The sequence below is a fragment of the Anoxybacillus tengchongensis genome (genome assembly GCF_014201585.1).
Taxonomy (GTDB): Bacteria; Bacillota; Bacilli; order Bacillales; family Anoxybacillaceae; genus Anoxybacillus; species Anoxybacillus tengchongensis.
Map to the genome: position 1 here is coordinate 53,263 of NZ_JACHES010000005.1, position 15,229 is coordinate 68,491.

Annotated in this window: 21 protein-coding genes; 14 read left to right on the plus strand and 7 right to left on the minus strand. The window is 40.7% G+C overall.

The window, feature by feature from the left end; all coding sequences use genetic code 11:
* The 4 genes from HNQ82_RS07005 (at position 1) to HNQ82_RS07020 (ending at position 4,018) form a co-directional block, all read left to right on the plus strand.
* The gene (locus tag HNQ82_RS07005) at positions 1-1,110 is read left to right on the plus strand and encodes a DUF445 domain-containing protein (RefSeq protein ID WP_183248347.1); all 1,110 of its coding nucleotides are present in this window, start codon (positions 1-3) and stop codon (positions 1,108-1,110) included.
* Positions 1,111-1,172: 62 nt separating this feature from the next.
* A complete protein-coding gene (locus HNQ82_RS07010; protein ID WP_183248349.1) occupies positions 1,173-1,517 on the plus strand; it encodes a YlbF/YmcA family competence regulator in 345 nt (114 codons plus the stop codon).
* Positions 1,518-1,588: 71 nt separating this feature from the next.
* The gene (locus tag HNQ82_RS07015) at positions 1,589-2,449 is read left to right on the plus strand and encodes a Cof-type HAD-IIB family hydrolase (protein ID WP_183248350.1); all 861 of its coding nucleotides are present in this window, start codon (positions 1,589-1,591) and stop codon (positions 2,447-2,449) included.
* 69 nt (positions 2,450-2,518) lie between these two features.
* Positions 2,519-4,018, plus strand: a complete 1,500-nt coding sequence (locus HNQ82_RS07020) for a coproporphyrinogen III oxidase (RefSeq protein WP_183248352.1) — start codon at positions 2,519-2,521, stop codon at positions 4,016-4,018.
* A gap of 19 nt (positions 4,019-4,037) precedes the next feature.
* Here HNQ82_RS07020 and HNQ82_RS07025 read toward each other — a convergent pair whose 3' ends face one another.
* Positions 4,038-4,223 (minus strand): YhzD family protein, encoded by a 186-nt coding sequence (locus HNQ82_RS07025; RefSeq protein ID WP_183248355.1) that lies wholly within the window; start codon positions 4,221-4,223, stop codon positions 4,038-4,040.
* Between the two features lie 121 nt (positions 4,224-4,344).
* On the opposite strand from HNQ82_RS07025, the gene HNQ82_RS07030 reads away from it, so the two are divergent.
* From HNQ82_RS07030 to HNQ82_RS07040, 3 genes are all read left to right on the plus strand, one after another.
* Positions 4,345-4,512 (plus strand): sporulation YhaL family protein, encoded by a 168-nt coding sequence (locus HNQ82_RS07030; protein WP_183248356.1) that lies wholly within the window; start codon positions 4,345-4,347, stop codon positions 4,510-4,512.
* 103 nt (positions 4,513-4,615) lie between these two features.
* Complete coding sequence (gene serC, locus HNQ82_RS07035; RefSeq protein ID WP_183248358.1) at positions 4,616-5,692, plus strand: 3-phosphoserine/phosphohydroxythreonine transaminase; 1,077 nt, start codon at positions 4,616-4,618, stop codon at positions 5,690-5,692.
* A 98-nt stretch (positions 5,693-5,790) separates the two neighbouring features.
* On the plus strand, positions 5,791-6,312 hold the full coding sequence (locus HNQ82_RS07040; protein ID WP_183248363.1) for a tryptophan transporter: 522 nt from the start codon (positions 5,791-5,793) through the stop codon (positions 6,310-6,312).
* A 44-nt stretch (positions 6,313-6,356) separates the two neighbouring features.
* Here the strand turns inward: HNQ82_RS07040 and yhzF are convergent, their stop codons facing one another.
* Positions 6,357-6,539: a membrane protein YhzF gene (gene yhzF / locus HNQ82_RS07045; protein WP_183248365.1), complete on the minus strand. Its 183-nt coding sequence runs from the start codon at positions 6,537-6,539 to the stop codon at positions 6,357-6,359.
* A gap of 134 nt (positions 6,540-6,673) precedes the next feature.
* On the opposite strand from yhzF, the gene HNQ82_RS07050 reads away from it, so the two are divergent.
* Complete coding sequence (locus tag HNQ82_RS07050; RefSeq protein WP_180271060.1) at positions 6,674-7,273, plus strand: HTH-type transcriptional regulator Hpr; 600 nt, start codon at positions 6,674-6,676, stop codon at positions 7,271-7,273.
* Here the strand turns inward: HNQ82_RS07050 and HNQ82_RS07055 are convergent.
* A complete protein-coding gene (locus tag HNQ82_RS07055; protein ID WP_183248367.1) occupies positions 7,253-7,594 on the minus strand; it encodes a YhaI family protein in 342 nt (113 codons plus the stop codon). The two genes, HNQ82_RS07050 and HNQ82_RS07055, sit on opposite strands and share 21 nt — an antisense overlap.
* A 137-nt stretch (positions 7,595-7,731) precedes the next feature.
* On the opposite strand from HNQ82_RS07055, the gene HNQ82_RS07060 reads away from it, so the two are divergent.
* Positions 7,732-7,911 carry a hypothetical protein gene (locus tag HNQ82_RS07060; protein ID WP_032100882.1) on the plus strand — a complete coding sequence of 60 codons (180 nt, stop codon included), beginning with the start codon at positions 7,732-7,734 and terminating at the stop codon, positions 7,909-7,911.
* A 35-nt stretch (positions 7,912-7,946) separates the two neighbouring features.
* Here HNQ82_RS07060 and HNQ82_RS07065 read toward each other — a convergent pair whose 3' ends face one another.
* Positions 7,947-8,039 (minus strand): YjcZ family sporulation protein, encoded by a 93-nt coding sequence (locus HNQ82_RS07065; protein ID WP_009362001.1) that lies wholly within the window; start codon positions 8,037-8,039, stop codon positions 7,947-7,949.
* A gap of 165 nt (positions 8,040-8,204) precedes the next feature.
* On the opposite strand from HNQ82_RS07065, the gene HNQ82_RS07070 reads away from it, so the two are divergent.
* The gene (locus HNQ82_RS07070) at positions 8,205-9,038 is read left to right on the plus strand and encodes a peptidylprolyl isomerase (RefSeq protein ID WP_032100881.1); all 834 of its coding nucleotides are present in this window, start codon (positions 8,205-8,207) and stop codon (positions 9,036-9,038) included.
* Positions 9,039-9,074: 36 nt separating this feature from the next.
* Here HNQ82_RS07070 and HNQ82_RS07075 read toward each other — a convergent pair whose 3' ends face one another.
* Positions 9,075-9,494 carry an HIT family protein gene (locus tag HNQ82_RS07075; RefSeq protein WP_183248369.1) on the minus strand — a complete coding sequence of 140 codons (420 nt, stop codon included), beginning with the start codon at positions 9,492-9,494 and terminating at the stop codon, positions 9,075-9,077.
* Between the two features lie 401 nt (positions 9,495-9,895).
* On the opposite strand from HNQ82_RS07075, the gene HNQ82_RS07080 reads away from it, so the two are divergent.
* Together HNQ82_RS07080 and HNQ82_RS07085 are read left to right on the plus strand one after the other, a co-directional pair.
* The gene (locus HNQ82_RS07080) at positions 9,896-10,642 is read left to right on the plus strand and encodes an ABC transporter ATP-binding protein (RefSeq protein WP_183248371.1); all 747 of its coding nucleotides are present in this window, start codon (positions 9,896-9,898) and stop codon (positions 10,640-10,642) included.
* A complete protein-coding gene (locus HNQ82_RS07085) occupies positions 10,635-11,819 on the plus strand; it encodes an ABC transporter permease (protein WP_183248373.1) in 1,185 nt (394 codons plus the stop codon). Before HNQ82_RS07080 ends, HNQ82_RS07085 begins: the two co-directional genes overlap by 8 nt.
* A gap of 10 nt (positions 11,820-11,829) precedes the next feature.
* Here HNQ82_RS07085 and HNQ82_RS07090 read toward each other — a convergent pair whose 3' ends face one another.
* Positions 11,830-13,005, minus strand: a complete 1,176-nt coding sequence (locus HNQ82_RS07090; RefSeq protein ID WP_343053444.1) for a M20 family metallopeptidase — start codon at positions 13,003-13,005, stop codon at positions 11,830-11,832.
* Positions 13,006-13,101: 96 nt separating this feature from the next.
* On the opposite strand from HNQ82_RS07090, the gene HNQ82_RS07095 reads away from it, so the two are divergent.
* Positions 13,102-13,470, plus strand: a complete 369-nt coding sequence (locus HNQ82_RS07095; protein ID WP_183248375.1) for a rhodanese-like domain-containing protein — start codon at positions 13,102-13,104, stop codon at positions 13,468-13,470.
* Between the two features lie 15 nt (positions 13,471-13,485).
* Here the strand turns inward: HNQ82_RS07095 and HNQ82_RS07100 are convergent, their stop codons facing one another.
* Entirely contained in the window at positions 13,486-13,992 is a 507-nt protein-coding gene (locus HNQ82_RS07100; RefSeq protein ID WP_183248377.1) for an antibiotic biosynthesis monooxygenase family protein, read from the minus strand.
* 181 nt (positions 13,993-14,173) lie between these two features.
* Between HNQ82_RS07100 and hemE the strand changes: the two genes are divergently transcribed.
* Positions 14,174-15,223 carry a uroporphyrinogen decarboxylase gene (hemE, locus tag HNQ82_RS07105; RefSeq protein ID WP_183248379.1) on the plus strand — a complete coding sequence of 350 codons (1,050 nt, stop codon included), beginning with the start codon at positions 14,174-14,176 and terminating at the stop codon, positions 15,221-15,223.
* Positions 15,224-15,229: the final 6 nt, after the last annotated feature.

Below are 15,229 nucleotides of genomic sequence, written 5' to 3' on the forward strand. Positions count from 1 at the left end.
ATGGGGCTTTTTCTTTATTTATTATTTATGATCGTGGTCGGAGCATTTATTGGAGGGATGACCAATTCTCTTGCGATCAAAATGCTTTTTCGACCGTATCGTCCAATTTATATCGCAGGAAAAAGGCTACCGTTTACACCTGGGCTTATTCCAAAGCGACGAGAGGAACTAGCGGAGCAACTTGGGCGCATGGTTGTGGAACATTTATTAACAGCCGACGGATTGCGTCGAAAAATAAACGATCAATCGTTCGTTCAAGATATGACGAACTATGTACAAGAAGAAGTAGAAAAATGGCTACAATCAGATCGGACTGTTAAACAATGGCTTGAGCAGTTTGGCGTATGCCATCCTGAACAAATTGCGGAAACATGGATAGAAGCAAAATATAAAACGTTGATGTCGCAATATGAGCGACGTTCGCTTGATGAAATCATTCCAAGTGAGCTATTGCAAAAAGTAGATCGTGCTATTCCTTCTATCGTCGATCGTTTATTGCTCCGTTTGCGCACGTATGTAGAGAGCGAGCAAGGAGAGCGTCAAATTGAACATATGATCAATGAATTTTTACAAAGTCGCGGCATGCTTGGTAATATGCTTCAAATGTTTCTTGGTAACGTTAGTTTGGTGGAAAAAATTCGCCCAGAAATTATGAAATTTTTACAAAGCGATGGGGCGAAACAACTGCTTGTACAGCTATTTAACAACGAATGGGAAAAAGTGAAGGGGATGCGCATACATGAAGTGGAGCAAATCATCGATCAAGAAAAAGTTGTTGCATGGGTAAAACGGATCACAGCATCAATTGTACAAGAGCCACTTCAAAAACCGCTTGGTGCACTTGTTGCCCCTTATGTACGTGATTCATTGCCGACGTTCGTTCGTTTTCTTTTGCAATTTGCTTCCGAACGCATCGAGCAATGGATGAAGCGCCTTCATTTGCAAGATATCGTTCGTGAAGAAGTCGCATCGTTTTCAGTTGAACGGCTAGAAGAAATGATTTTAACCATTTCGCGTCGTGAATTTAAAATGATTACGTATTTGGGTGCTTTGTTAGGTGGGATCATCGGGCTCGTTCAAGGTTGTATCACGTTTTTCATTCAACTGTAGACATATAGTGGCCGCTTCGCTCATAGTGTAAAAAGAAAGGGAAAATGAGAGGAGCGTGTCGCATGGACGTCCTTCAAGCCATTCACAAGCTTTCGGAAGCGATTCGTACAAGTGAACCATTTGCAGAGCTTCGTCGCGCGTATGAACAAGTGCAGCGCGACCCGACTGCGCACCAATTATTTGCTAGATTTCGCACGTTGCAAAAACAACTGCAACAAAAGCAAATGAACGGATTGCCAGTAAGCGATGCAGATATGGAGTTGCTTCAACAACATTTGCACGTCATTGAGATGAATGAAAACATAGCGCGACTCATTCATGCCGAAGAACGTTTAAATGAGTTGCTTGCTCAAGCGATGACTGCGATGATTCAGCCAATTGAACAGCTATATGACGGACACTCATAAAAATGGGTGTTCTTTTTTTTATACCCTTGTCATACGTATGAATGAAGCCACGACATCGAGGGGGGACGTTCATGTATAAATTACTTGCACTAAATATTGATGGGACATTATTAAAACCAAATGGGAAATTAGAGAAAAAAACGAAAGAAGCAATCGACTTTGTGAAGAAAAAGGATGTATATATTACGTTGCTCACGTCAAGAAATTTTTTATCAGCGAAAAAAGTAGCGAAAGCGCTGAAGTTAGATTCATATTTAGTGACGTTTCAAGGGGCGCTCGTTGCAAAATCATTAGAAGAAAAGTTACAGGAGTCTGTCATTCCAGCACAAAAAACGTTCGATATTGTACACGTGCTTGAGCATTTCAATTGTAACGTTCGTTTGCTTCACGAACGGTATTCGATCGGAAATCGTAAAAAAATAAAAAACAACATGATTGCGAAAACGATTTTAGGCGATCCGTTTTTTTATCCAGCACAATTTGTTGACTCGTTAAGTGATGTGTTGCGCGATGATCCAATTGATGTCATGAAAATCGATGTGTTTTACTCAAATGAAGACGAATGTGATGAAATTGTTGAAACGATCGAGCGTGCGTTTCCGGACGTTTCCCTCACCGTTAGTGATGGAAAAATCGAATTACTACCAAAAAACGTTTCAAAACTAAACGGATTAATTCGTCTCGGAAACGAACTTGGCATTTCATTAAAAGAAATGGTCGTTATCGGAGATCATTTGGATGATATGCCAGCTATTGAAGCAGCGGGGCTTGGTGTTGCGATGGGCAATGCTCCAAAAGAAGTCAAAGCTGTTGCTGATTGGGTGACGCGTTCAAACGAACAACTGGGTGTTGCATATATGATTAAAGAACATTTCCGCAAACAACATCGTCCCCAGTTTTTACGGCAAATTCGCACAATAGAGAAAAAATAATTTCCGTTTCTTGACGAGCTTTTCGCTTCTTCTGTACACTTAAGTGAGTTTAATATTTTGAGGCGAAAGGTGATTTCATTGCGTATTGACATTTGCGGACTTGATCGAGTTGAACGTTTTCAACGCTCACTTGAAGTCATTACCGGTTTATTTTTTGAAGAGCAAACGCTCTCTTTCGTACCGACAGAAGAAGCAAACGTGCGTGTGACGATTGCTGTGCATGAGAACAAGCAGCTCGTCGTTGTTGGTACGTTGCAAGATGAACACGGTGGCACGTATGAAGCTCGTTACGAACGATTGTGGAAAACAGAAGAAAAACAAGGGCGCATGAAGCAAGTGAAACATGCGGTTTCATATATATATTTATCACTTATGCAGCAATATACAAATTCCATTCAAAAATGGGGTATTTTGACAGGTGTTCGTCCGGTGAAGTTACTTCATCAAAAACTGCGTTCCGGCTTAACGAGAGAAGAAGCACATCGCCAGTTGCGTGAAGATTATTTAGTGACGGATGAAAAAATTCAGCTCATGCAACAAATTGTTGATCGTCAGTTGGCGGTCGTACCAGATCTTTACGATTTATCGAACGAAGTAAGCATTTATATCGGCATTCCGTTTTGTCCGACGAAATGCGCATATTGCACATTCCCAGCCTATGCGATTCAAGGAAAACAAGGATCCGTTGATGCATTTTTATTTGGATTACATTATGAAATGGAGCAAATTGGCCGATTTTTGAAAGAGCGCAACATTTCGATTACGACAATTTATTACGGTGGCGGCACACCAACAAGCATTACGTCGGAAGAAATGGATGCATTATATGCGCACATGTATCGCGTGTTCCCGAACGTTGAGCATGTACGTGAAATTACAGTTGAAGCAGGAAGACCAGATACAATTACACGAGAGAAGCTTGCGGTGTTGAAAAAATGGAAAATTGACCGTATTAGCATTAACCCACAGTCATATATTCAAGAAACGTTGCGAGCGATTGGTCGCCATCATACGGTTGAAGAGACGATTGAAAAATTTCATCTCGCTCGCGAGGCTGGGATGAACAATATTAATATGGACTTAATTATCGGCTTGCCAGGAGAAGGCATCGAGCAGTTTGATTATACGCTCGCACAAACAGAAAAGCTGATGCCGGAGTCGTTAACGGTGCATACGTTGTCGTTTAAGCGTGCGTCTGAGATGACGAAAAATAAAGAAAAGTATAAAGTGGCGGATCATGATGAAATTAATGAAATGATGAAGCGGGCGGAACGATGGACGAGAGAAAAAGGTTATGTGCCGTATTATTTATATCGCCAAAAAAATATTCTCGGCAATTTAGAAAACGTCGGTTATGCTTTGCCGGGGCAAGAAAGCATTTATAACATTATGATTATGGAGGAGCAACAGTCAATTATCGGGTTAGGATGTGGTGCCTCAAGCAAATTCGTGCATCCAGAAACAAAAGCCATTACCCATTTTGCCAACCCGAAAGAACCGAAAGCGTATAATGAAAATTACGAACATTACACAAACGAAAAATTAAAAATGATGGAACAATTATTTTAGCCCCGAGATGATCGGGGCTTTATCGATGGAATAAAATGAGTTTGCCGCTCGATGTTGTACAGCGATGCGTTTTATGTTCAAACTGTTTTTCTTTTAACTTTTGTTCGCCGATTCGTTTTGCTTCTTCATCGCTTGCGGCAGTAAATGTTTCATCGAGCAGTTTTTCACCCGTCTTTTCAAAAACAGTAAGCGTATATGTTTTCATCTTCCCAACCCCTTTCTTTCGCATATATTCGCTCCTTCATAAGCATTTCCTTCTTTTATACGTCTATTTTTTCGCTTGTCTGCATATGTGTAAAGTAAGACAAGCTTAAAGGAGGATGCACATGCTTATCACATTGCTTCTTGCAGGTATTATGATTAGCGGATATATGGCCATTCGCACAGCAAGAGAAGAAAAGAAAATAGATGAAAAGTTGTTAGAAAAAGAAGGGGAAGTGTATATGGAACGTATTCGGCAAGCGCGTGAGCAACGACAAAAGGCCTTGGAATAAACAAGGTCTTTTCTTTTTTTAAAAATTCACAAAAAATTTTCTTCATTTTTTTGTGTTTCATGTTAGGATATATATTATTACATGACATGAGGGGGAAAAAAGTGTGAAACGAGCCTACAATTTTAATGCAGGACCTTCTGCTTTGCCGCTTGCTGTGTTAGAGCGGGCACAAAAACAATTGCTCAACTTTCAACAAACAGGTATGTCTGTCATGGAGTTAAGCCATCGAAGCAAAGAATATGATGCGGTGCATGAGCGTGCCGAGATGTTGTTGCGCAAGCTCATGAATATTCCAGACACGCATGATGTGCTCTTTTTACAAGGGGGAGCGAGTTTGCAGTTTTCGATGGTGCCGATGAACTTGTTGAAGGAAGGAGAAGTCGGCAATTACGTGTTAACAGACTCATGGTCGGATAAAGCGATGAAAGAGGCGAAAAAAGTAGGGGCAACGCACGTCGCAGCTTCGTCGAAAGAAGAAAAGTATACATACATTCCGACGAATATCGAATTGTCCGAACGTCCTGCGTATTTGCATATTACATCAAACAACACAATTGCCGGAACACAATGGCGTGAATTTCCAAACGTGTCTGTCGACTTAATTGCGGATATGTCGAGTGATATTTTAAGTCGCCACATTGATGTGAGTCGTTTTGCGCTGATTTATGCGGGGGCGCAGAAAAATTTAGGTCCTTCAGGCGTGACGGTTGTTATCATTCGTAAAGATTTGCTAGCGAAAGGGGACGATCGTTTGCCGACGATGTTAAACTATCGCACATATAGCGAAAGCCGTTCGTTATACAACACCCCGCCAACATTTGCGATTTATATGTTATCGCTCGTGCTCGAATGGGTAGAAGAACAAGGCGGCGTTCAAATGATTGAAAAGAAAAATGCGGAAAAAGCTGCGCTATTGTACCGTTGTATTGATGAAAGTGAAGGTTTTTACAAAGGGCATGCAAAAAAAGAAAGCCGTTCGCATATGAATGTCACATTTACGTTGCCGAACGAAGAGCTCACCAAGAAGTTTTTAGCAGAAGCAAAAGAAAAGGGATTGATCGGGCTAGCTGGTCATCGTTCTGTCGGTGGTTGTCGGGCATCCATTTACAATGCAGTTGATATGGAAGCATGTGAAGCGCTTGTACAGTTTATGGAAACGTTCCGAAAAAATATTTTTTGAAAATTTTTATTTTACCTCGGCACTTTAAAGTGCTATAATATTGTTAAACTTGTTTACAAGCTGAGAAGAGAAAAGAATGAGATGAGGAGAGATGAGAAATGAATACGAGAACGTTAGTATTGTTGTCGCTTTTTGTAGGTATTGGTGCGGTGTTGCACGCGGTCATTCCGGGGTTTTTCTTCGGAATGAAGCCAGATATGATGTTAACGATGATGTTTTTAGGCATTATGCTCTTTCCGAACAAAACGGCGGTTAGTTTGTTAGCTATTGCTACAGGTATCATTTCTGGCGTGACGACGAGTTTCCCAGGAGGATTTGTTCCGAACGTCGTTGATAAAGTCGTGACAGCTACACTCTTTTTCGGATTGTTTACGTTACTAAAGGCGAAAGCGACGCCATTAAAAGCGGCATTGCTTACTGCTGTAGGTACGTTCATTTCAGGTGCGACGTTTTTAGCTGTTGCGCTGGCCGTTGTTGGTTTGCCAGGGGGAGCAACGTTTGGTGGACTGTTCGTCGCTGTTGTCATTCCGACAGCGTTGGTCAATACGGTTGCGATGATCGCCATCTATCCGATCGTACAGTCGCTCATGAGACGAACATATACCGTTCCACAACAATAATAAAAAACCCGATCGTTTATGGTCGGGTTTTCCTTATATCGCTCTCACTGCATACGCATAAGCAAAAGGGTAACAGCGATAAAAAAAATAGCAAGGCTTCCAAACACGCTTATGCGCTGCTTTAACACTTTTTTCGGTGGATACATGCGCGCTTTATTCAACATAGAAAACGTGGCAATCGTCAAATATAAAAAAATTAACCCAATCGTCGCCGTTGCGATGACCATGTTTGTTCCTCCTAATTCGAAAAGTATATATTTAAATTTATTAAAAAATTCTAATATTTAATACTTTATTATTTATTGTTTTACTGGCATAATAAAAGATAAAAAGAAGGAAATATGAAAAAGTGGGTGGAGAGATGAAAAGCACGGAACGACATTATTCTGTTAAAGAGGCGATGTTATTTAGTCAAAGAGTTGCCCAATTAAGCAAAGCATTATGGAAATCAATCGAAAAAGATTGGCAACAATGGATTAAACCGTTTGACTTAAACATTAACGAGCATCATATTTTATGGATCGCATACCATTTAAAAGGGGCTTCCATTTCTGAAATCGCAAAGTTTGGTGTCATGCACGTATCGACAGCATTTAATTTTTCAAAAAAATTAGAGGAACGGGGATTGTTGTCGTTTTCGAAAAAAGAAGATGATAAGCGAAATACTTACATTGAACTGACAGAAAAAGGAGAAGAAATTTTATTAAAATTAATGGAGTCGTATGATCCAAAACGGACATCTGTTCTTCAAGGAATTCAACCGTTATATGAATTGTATGGTAAATTTCCAGAAATGTTAGAAATCATGTGTATGATCCGAAATGTGTACGGAGACGATTTTATGGAAATTTTTGAGCGTTCTTTTCAAAACATTGAACAAGAGTTTGTTGAAGAAAATGGGAAGTTAAAAAAGAAAGATGAGCAAAAAGAAGAAGTAGCTTCATTCGTTGAGCGTATGTAATAAACGTTGAAACTCTGTCATAAGCGGAACGAATAGCTGTTGTTGTTTTAACGCGTCAATCGTCTCGGCAAGTGGAAGGTTCGGATGAAGCGCACTCGCAAACTGTGTAAAAAGCGAGGTGAAGATGACGAAACCTTCCTCTTTTTGTTGTTTATATTGCTCACTTAATTGTTCACAAAGGTGTAATATACTTTCCACTTCCTCTTTTGTTAAGCCGTAACGAATGACAAGCGCGTAAAATGGCTTTTTTTCTGGTGTAATCATGTTCAACATGAGTGAACAATAATATTCGAGTTTTTCAATGCGTTGTTCAATGCTCATCTTTCGAAACTCCTTTAATGTACTTATGTGTATTATTTTACAGGAATAGTTGTACAAATGAAATGTCCATTATTGATTTATCGAAAAAATCGTTGTAAAGTAGGGGAGTAAATACATAAAAACAGGAGGGGACCGGTTTGGCGCTTTATTTTATACCCCTTGCGACAGTTGTACTTTTCATTATTAATCAGCTAACAAATGCTCTTTGTATTCAAAAAGAAATTCCTGAAGAGAAACAGCCGAAAGTATTTCGTACAATTAATGTCCTTATTACCATTTTACTTATTTCTTCCTACATCGAAGTGTTGTTTGCGTAAAAAAGCTGACAGTGTCCCTGTCAGCTTTCTTTCGTTTAGTATAACCAAGCGGCACCAACAATAATTAATAAAATAAACAACACAACGATTAACGCAAATCCGTTTGCATATCCTACTCCTGCACCCATAGACGACACCTCCTTTCGTATATGAAGGCGTTGCGACGCTTTGACAATGTATTGTATGTCACTAGAGGTTAAATGGTATGGGCGCATACGTGCTTTATTTTAGCTTTCGGAAAAAATATGGTATAGTATGTTTTGTGTACATTTATAGATAGGAGTTGTGGGAGAATGAAAAAATGGACAGTTGCCATGTCGGCAGCAGCGATGCTTGCGCTTTCGGCTTGTAATAACGGATCGGACGTTGTCGTCGAAACGAAGGAAGGCAACATTACAAAGGAAGAATTGTATAACGAAATGAAAGAACGTTACGGCAAAGACGTCTTACGCGATCTCGTACATGAGAAAGTGTTAAGTAAAAAATTTAAAGTAACGGATGAAGAGCTAAATAAGGAAATTGAGAATTTAAAAGAGATGTATGGTGTTCAATATGATTTAGCGGTGCAACAAAATGGAGAAGAAGCCATTCGAGATATGGTCAAACTTGATTTGTTGCGCCAAAAAGCAGCAATGGAAGATATTAAAGTGTCGGATGAAGAGTTGAAAAAATATTACAATGAGTATAAGCCGAAAGTGAAAGCAAGCCATATTTTAGTCGAAGATGAAAAGACAGCAAAAGAAATTAAAGCGAAGCTAGAAAAAGGAGAAGATTTCGCGAAATTAGCCAAAGAATATTCGAAAGATACAGGTTCGGCACAAGAAGGTGGCGATTTAGGCTGGTTCGGACCTGGAAAAATGGTCGAAGAGTTTGAAAAGGCAGCGTATGCGCTAAATGTTGGTGAAATTAGTGATCCAGTGAAAACGCAATTTGGTTACCATATTATTAAAGTAACAGATAAAGAAAAGAAAAAGTCATTTGACGAAATGAAAGAAGAAATTGAATATGAAGTAAAGAAAAGCAAGCTCGATACATCGAAAGTACAATCGAAGCTTGACAAACTGATGAAAGAAGCAAATGTAGACATTAAAGACAAATCGTTAAAAGATGCGTTAAAGAGCGAGTAATGATGAAAGAAGGTGCCCCATGCGGACACCTTCTTTTTACAGGGCTTGTTTAATTTGTGTGGCAATATGTTGCAACTCATCAAACGTATAGTCGCTTTGATGTGATTTCCATACGGCTCCAAATCCATCTCCTTTACCATATCGTGGAATAATGTGCATGTGATAATGGAACACCGTTTGGCCTGCGATTTCTCCGTTATTGCTTAAAATATTGACGCCTTCTGGTGAAAACTGTTCGCGAATCGCCTGAGCGATTGTAGGAACAACTTCAAATACACGTTGAGCTATTTCCGGTGTTAACCCGTAAATGTTTTCTTTATGTACTTTTGGTACGACAAGCGTATGTCCTTTCGTCACTTGACTAATGTCTAAAAAGGCGATGACATGGTCATTTTCAAATACTTTTGCACAAGGAATGTCCCCGTTTATAATTTTACAAAAAATACAGTCGCTCATGATGACGCCACCTTTCTTTCCATTTTGTCTTTATTTTACCACACGATTGTCGTTTCGGAAAACGGAAAGAGCAGGATGCGCATCGCATCCTGCCCATTGAAGAGGGAGCTTCATGATTACGTGTCTTTTGGGAACACCTCATTTACGAGTAGAGTCAGTTACGCGTTTGTGAGTATGACGTTGTTCAAGATGACCATCCCCTTTTCAGGGAGTGTTTTCGTTGTTACAGGCTAGCTAATGTGCGGCCCGTAGACACCTCATTTCATCGTGTTCTTGAACTTGCTTTGTTGCTCACTGCGACTTACTACTTGTTTGTCCCTCTTCGCTACTTATCATAACCCGTTTTTCTTTTCGTTATTCATTTGTTAAAATAAAAAATAATCATATACGAAAGGGAAGCGATGATGGCACTATTACAAGTCCAACACATATTTGGAGGTTATACGAAACAAAACATTTTAGATGACGTATCGTTTACCGTACATGAAGGGGAGGTTGTTGCATTAATCGGGTTAAATGGAGCAGGAAAAAGCACGACGATTAAACATATTATCGGATTGATGCAACCGCGCAAAGGGACAATTACGATGAACGGAATGACGTTTCGAGACGATCCAACACAATATCGTGCACAATTTACATACATTCCAGAAATGCCTGCTTTGTACGAAGAATTAACGCTAGAAGAACATTTGCGCCTGACCGCCATGGCGTACGGTGTACGTGATGAGGAATACGAACAACGTGTACCTAAACTGCTAAAGGCGTTTCGACTTGAGAACAAATTAGGTGCGTTCCCTGCTTTTTTTTCGAAAGGAATGAAACAAAAAGTGATGATTATGTGCGCTTTTTTAGTGGACGTTCCGCTTTACATGATTGATGAACCGTTTGTTGGATTAGATCCGCTCGCCATTCAAGCATTGCTGCAACTTATTGATGAACGAAAAAAGCAAGGAGCGGGCATTTTGATGTCGACGCACATTTTAGCGACAGCAGAGCGATATTGCGATTCGTTTGTCATTTTGCATAACGGGCAAGTGAAAGCGGCGGGATCATTACCGATGCTTCAAGAACAGCTACATATGCCTCATGCAACGCTCGATGATATATATATCGAATTAACGAAGGAAGAGACGAACGATGATTGATGGAAAACAGTTATGGAAAAAGCGGTTTATTGCTTATGTAGCAGAAGTGAGACGATATGGTCGATATATGTTTAATGACCATTTATTGCTTGTCTTGTTTATTGGGATAGGAGTAGGGGCTGTTGTTTATAAGCGGGCGGTCGATGAACTCATATCGTTCCCTTATACTGTAATCGCTTCGTTTATATTTGCTTTATTTAGCACACAAAGCGGGGTGCGTACGTTATTAAAGGAAGCGGATGCGGTGTTTCTTCTTCCATTAGAGCAACAGCTTCGTCCGTATTTTTGGCGCGCAAGCATATATAGCTTTTTCGTTCATTTGTATGTTTCCTTCATTGTATTTGTTATGTTTCTTCCACTCCATTTAAAGTTTTCGGAGCAGTCACCTTTGTTCGTCATCATTGCGGCGATGGCGTTAAAAGGGTGGAATATGTTCATTCAATGGAATGAAGATGCTCGAATAGGGCGCCATCTCTTTCCATTGTTCGTTCGTTTTTTCATGAACGTGTTGTTTTTTTATTTCTTACTTGTGAAGCAATACGGATTTATGGCCGTCATTATTTTACTTATGATTGTTATTGCGTTACATGTAGAGCGTAGAGGAAAAAAAGTTGGACTTCAATGGGAACAGTTGTTTGCCGACGAACGGCGACGAATGCAAACATTTTATCGGCTCGTTCACGCGTTTGTTGATGTGCCTCACATGAAACATACGGTAAAAAAACGGACGTTGCTTCGTTTCGTTTTCCATTTGCTCGATCGTTGGCATATGCGACCGTATACGTATTTGTATGTGCGCACATTTTTTCGTGCGGGCGACTATTTTGGTTTGTTCGTTCGCTTGACAACAATCGGCAGTGTCTTCATTTTCATGTTGCCTCGCGGTGTGGAGTGGTTTGCCCTTTTATGTTCGTATGCGACAGCCGTTCAATTACTTTCGCTTCGTTCATACCACCGAGGGCATCCACTGCTCTTTCTTTATCCGTTGTCATCCGTTGAGGCGCATCGGTCATTTATGCGTGTGTTATTTACTATTGGAATGAACCAGGCGCTTATTTTTGCTATCGTTGCATATATAGCTCATGGTGTTTTCCCTATGCTACTGACGCTTTCTATTGTTTTAGCATGTTACATAGCGATGATGTTTTATGTAGGAAAAATGAGAGAAGCGGCTTGAACCACTTCTCTCATTTTTCCATATATTGAATGGCTGTAAGACCGAGGATTTTCGCCGCGATAAGCATTGCGCGTTCATCAAAATCAAATTTCGGATGATGATGCGGAAAGGCAACGGCTGTCGTTTTTGCTTTTGCTCCTGTAAAGAAAAACGTTCCTTTTACATGTTGCAAATAATAGGCGAAATCTTCCCCACCCATATGCGGATGGATTTCGACTACATCGGTTACTTCTTCGATTTCATGGGCGATCGAGACGAGAAATTTCGTTTCGTCTTCATGATTCACAACAGGTGGATAGCCGCGCATATATGTGTATTCGTATGTACAACCGTTGGCGATACATGTACCTTTAACAATTTGTTCAATTTCTCGTTCAATGTCGTTTCTTACTTGCTCGGAAAATGTGCGCACTGTCCCAACTAATGTGGCGCGATCAGCGATAACGTTAAACGCATTGTCGGAAACGAATGAACCAATAGAAACAACAGCAGGTTCAAGCGGATTGACGCGACGGCTGACGATTTGTTGTAAATGTAATACTAGCTGTGATGCCGTAACGATCGCATCTTTTGTTTTGTGTGGCTCTGCTCCGTGGCCACCGGAACCTTGAATGATGATTTGAAAGCGGTCTGCCGCTGCCATGATCGGTCCCGTACGATATTGAATGACGCCTGTCGGCTCTGTTGCCCATAAATGTGTGCCGAAAATTGCCTCCACTCCTTCTAAACAACCGTCTTCAATCATCGCTTTTGCCCCACCCGGCGCATATTCTTCTGCATGTTGATGAATGCAAACGATCGTGCCGTACCAATGTTCGCGTAATTCATAAAGTGCTTTGGCAAGAACAAGTAGTGTGGCAGTATGACCATCGTGTCCACATGCGTGCATGACACCCGGAATTGTTGATTTATATGGCACATCTTTTTCATCTTGGATCGGAAGAGCATCAAAATCCGCTCGAAGCGCAACCGTTTTTCCGCCTGGTTGACCTTGAATCGTTGCAACTACCCCGTTTCCTCCTACATTTGTTCGCACAGGAATGCCAAGCTGCTCGTAGTAATTTGCAATATACATTGCTGTTTTATACTCTTGAAACGACAGTTCAGGATATTGATGCAAATGGCGACGAATCGTAACCATTTCGTTGTAATATTCGTCAAGCTTTGCAAATAGTAATGTTTTCACACGCACCGCTCCTTCTGTTTTTTACCATTATACCATCGTTGACAAATCGTCGAAAACGGGTTAATATACCCATATACGTATTTAGGAGGAGAATATATGGGCACATGGATCAATGTTGTTCTAATTATTTTGCTTATTTATTTTGTTGCAACAAAAATGTTACCAACAAAAGGTGTGGAACATATTACACCAGATGAGTTAAAAGAAAAATTAAAACAAACGAAAGACCGTCAATTTATTGATGTACGCACACCAGCGGAATATCGTGCGCGCAACATTCGCCAATTTAAAAACATTCCGCTTCATCAATTGGCTGATAAACTACATGAGCTCGATCGTGAAAAAGAGACGATCGTTATTTGTCAAAGTGGTATGCGCAGCAATCAAGCGACCAAAATATTAGCAAAAAACGGATTTAAACGTGTCGTGAATGTACGTGGCGGCATGAATGCTTGGAACGGGTAAAAGGCTGACAAAACGTCAGCCTTCTTTTATGACGGTGTATGTTGTCACATATGACGGGCGTGGAAAAATGGATTGTTGTTGATCGATTCCTTTTTCTGTGCCACGTTTTTCATGCGCTTTTTCGTAAGCTTTTGACTGTTGCCAACGACGAAAGGCGCTTTCATTTTCCCACGTCGTCATAATGACATATGTATCGCTTTTTAACGGACGTAACACGCGAATGGCGACAAATCCAGGTTCTTTTTCGATTAAGCGCGCCCGTTGTTGAAAACGATGTTCAAATAACGGTCTTCCTTCATCAGTAACAGGAATATTATTGCAAACAACGAATGATCCACCTAATGAACCAACCGCATCAAGTACTTCGTATGAACGCGGCTCGTGAAAAACGCTTTTTCCTTCTGTTTCATGCACGAGCAATCCGTTCTCCCCATCATGTACTAGCAACATATGTTCGTTCGGATATTGATTGCGCAATCGTTGCAAATAGTCGACTGTGCCATTTGTCATAAATACGTACATCCATATCATCTCCTTCCATTCACTATTCATATTTTACCACTTTCCTTTCTTCTTGGCGATTTCATGAACGTTGCGCATTATTACTACCCAGACGATGAAAAAATCGGTATAGTTGTGTTAGTGGAAACAAATGAGCAATTTCGCTACACTTGTAATAGAAGCGATTACATAACGAGAAAGGATGGACATGATGATTAAAAACGATACATTTTTACGTGCTTGTCGCGGAGAAGCAACGGAATACGTCCCGGTTTGGTATATGAGACAAGCAGGACGTTCGCAGCCAGAATATCGTGCGTTAAAAGAAAAATATTCGCTTTTTGAAATTACGCATCAACCGGAGTTATGCGCATATGTAACACGTTTGCCTGTCGAACAATATAACGTCGATGCGGCCATTCTTTATAAAGATATTATGTCACCGCTTCCAGCGATCGGTGTCGATGTCGATATTAAAGCGGGAATTGGACCAGTAATTGACAATCCGATTCGTTCGCTTGCGGATGTCGAGCGTCTTGGGGAGATTGATCCAGAAAACGATGTGCCGTATGTGCTTGAAACGATTCGTCTATTGACGAAAGAGCAACTGACTGTTCCACTTATTGGTTTTGCTGGTGCGCCGTTTACTTTAGCAAGCTATATGATTGAAGGTGGACCGTCGAAAAACTATAATAAAACGAAAGCGTTCATGTATGCCGAGCCAAAAGCATGGTTTGCCCTGATGGATAAGCTAGCAGACATGACGATTCGCTACGTGAAAGCGCAAATTCGCGCTGGCGCAAGCGCCATTCAAATTTTCGATTCATGGGTTGGGGCGGTGAACGTCGCAGATTATCGTTATTTCATTAAACCGACGATGGAGCGTATTTTTACAGCGCTTCGCGACGAAAACGTTCCGCTTATTATGTTCGGCGTTGGAGCAAGTCATTTAGCGAAAGAATGGCATGACTTACCGCTTGACGTTGTCGGCTTAGATTGGCGCTTATCGATTCGTGAAGCGCGCGAGATGGGGCTTACAAAAGCGTTACAAGGCAATTTAGATCCAGCTGTATTGCTCGCCCCATGGGAAGTCATTGAAGAGCGCGTTAAACAAATTTTAGATGAAGGCATGGCGCATGAAGGTGGATACGTATTTAACTTAGGGCACGGCATTTTCCCACAAATCAAGCCGGAGACGTTAAAACGACTTACAGCATTTATTCACGATTATTCAGCAAAAAGAAAAGGATGAATAAAC

Bases quoted from the DNA above. Each gene is read 5' to 3' on its own strand.
- HNQ82_RS07065 (WP_009362001.1), bottom strand. From the start codon at position 8,039: ATGGGTGCAGGAGTAGGATATGCAAACGGATTTGCGTTAATCGTTGTG.
- HNQ82_RS07040 (WP_183248363.1), top strand. From the start codon at position 5,791: ATGAATACGAGAACGTTAGTATTGTTGTCGCTTTTTGTAGGTATTGGT.
- HNQ82_RS07015 (WP_183248350.1), top strand. From the start codon at position 1,589: ATGTATAAATTACTTGCACTAAATATTGATGGGACATTATTAAAACCA.
- HNQ82_RS07010 (WP_183248349.1), top strand. From the start codon at position 1,173: ATGGACGTCCTTCAAGCCATTCACAAGCTTTCGGAAGCGATTCGTACA.
- HNQ82_RS07050 (WP_180271060.1), top strand. From the start codon at position 6,674: ATGAAAAGCACGGAACGACATTATTCTGTTAAAGAGGCGATGTTATTT.
- HNQ82_RS07100 (WP_183248377.1), bottom strand. From the start codon at position 13,992: ATGTACGTATTTATGACAAATGGCACAGTCGACTATTTGCAACGATTG.
- HNQ82_RS07005 (WP_183248347.1), top strand. From the start codon at position 1: ATGGGGCTTTTTCTTTATTTATTATTTATGATCGTGGTCGGAGCATTT.
- HNQ82_RS07075 (WP_183248369.1), bottom strand. From the start codon at position 9,494: ATGAGCGACTGTATTTTTTGTAAAATTATAAACGGGGACATTCCTTGT.
- HNQ82_RS07085 (WP_183248373.1), top strand. From the start codon at position 10,635: ATGATTGATGGAAAACAGTTATGGAAAAAGCGGTTTATTGCTTATGTA.
- HNQ82_RS07095 (WP_183248375.1), top strand. From the start codon at position 13,102: ATGGGCACATGGATCAATGTTGTTCTAATTATTTTGCTTATTTATTTT.
- HNQ82_RS07025 (WP_183248355.1), bottom strand. From the start codon at position 4,223: ATGAAAACATATACGCTTACTGTTTTTGAAAAGACGGGTGAAAAACTG.
- HNQ82_RS07055 (WP_183248367.1), bottom strand. From the start codon at position 7,594: ATGAGCATTGAACAACGCATTGAAAAACTCGAATATTATTGTTCACTC.
- yhzF (WP_183248365.1), bottom strand. From the start codon at position 6,539: ATGGTCATCGCAACGGCGACGATTGGGTTAATTTTTTTATATTTGACG.
- HNQ82_RS07030 (WP_183248356.1), top strand. From the start codon at position 4,345: ATGCTTATCACATTGCTTCTTGCAGGTATTATGATTAGCGGATATATG.
- HNQ82_RS07080 (WP_183248371.1), top strand. From the start codon at position 9,896: ATGATGGCACTATTACAAGTCCAACACATATTTGGAGGTTATACGAAA.
- HNQ82_RS07070 (WP_032100881.1), top strand. From the start codon at position 8,205: ATGAAAAAATGGACAGTTGCCATGTCGGCAGCAGCGATGCTTGCGCTT.
- hemE (WP_183248379.1), top strand. From the start codon at position 14,174: ATGGACATGATGATTAAAAACGATACATTTTTACGTGCTTGTCGCGGA.